Genomic DNA, 797 nt, shown 5'->3' with positions numbered 1-797 from the left:
GGTTGTTTCGCACGCCGTACAGCGAGATCGCCCGCGTTTGTGCCGTGGCGTCTGCAATCGTCTGTTCGAGCTGCATCAACCACACCCTGGCGCGAGCGCACCTCGATTCAAGTCGCCCCGGAGGGGAATGCATATTACCCAATCGGATGCGACGTGGTCACGGATGTCTCGATAAACAAGCGGTATCGGGTTTCCATTTTTATCGATCCTGGGAGCTTGGTTGCGGCGACATTTGTGGTCTGAATGCGCCAGATATGCTGTGAGCTTTGAGCCGGAGATCGACGTTGGCGTACGATCTTGAGCAATGCAACTAACTGTCGATGGCCGTTAAAAACCTCTAGCGCCTTTCGGCGGCAAAAACTGACGTGCAGCAAGGGTCTGGCCTGATAGGCGCTCCAGTGTTTCACTTTGGCAATGAGCCGGTCGCGCGATATCGGGCGACGGTTGGGACCCGATAGCAGGCGTGGCCGATGAAGAGTGTGCCCGCGTCACACGTGCGTATTCTGCCGGGCACCGCTGACATGGTGAACGCCGTGCCTGGCTTCATCACGCACGCGCTCGCCGACGGCGGATCGGTACAACTGGTCGGATTCGGTTCATTTTCGGTGGGGCAGCGAGCAGCCCGCACCGGCCGCAGTCCGTCGACCGGCGCGGAAATCCACATCCCTGCGGCCAAGACGGTGAAGTTCACTGCCGGCAAGGCGCTCAAGGCGGCGGTAAACGCGTCATGACGAAGCCCGTGATCGTGCCTGACGACTACGGGCGAGGTTCAAATCTGCGTTACACATTGGGAGGCG

2 protein-coding genes are annotated in these 797 nt (G+C 59.7%); both read left to right on the top strand.

Annotation, left to right across the window (positions count from 1 at the left end):
• Window positions 1-263: hypothetical protein (locus tag BMI01S_RS42815; RefSeq protein WP_218002781.1), on the top strand; the 263-nt coding region annotated here is incomplete at its 5' end.
• A 207-nt stretch (window positions 264-470) separates the two neighbouring features.
• The gene (locus BMI01S_RS37815) at window positions 471-731 is read left to right on the top strand and encodes an HU family DNA-binding protein (RefSeq protein WP_042293615.1); all 261 of its coding nucleotides are present in this window, start codon (window positions 471-473) and stop codon (window positions 729-731) included.
• Window positions 732-797: the final 66 nt, after the last annotated feature.

The sequence above is a fragment of the Paraburkholderia mimosarum LMG 23256 = NBRC 106338 genome (genome assembly GCF_000739815.1).
Classification (GTDB): Bacteria; Pseudomonadota; Gammaproteobacteria; order Burkholderiales; family Burkholderiaceae; genus Paraburkholderia; species Paraburkholderia mimosarum.
Note: the sequence above shows the minus strand (reverse complement) of the source record. Positions and strands in the feature narration are given on the sequence as shown.

Excerpts from the sequence above, each read along its gene's own strand:
- BMI01S_RS37815 (WP_042293615.1), top strand. The coding sequence starts at position 471 with ATGAAGAGTGTGCCCGCGTCACACGTGCGTATTCTGCCGGGCACCGCT.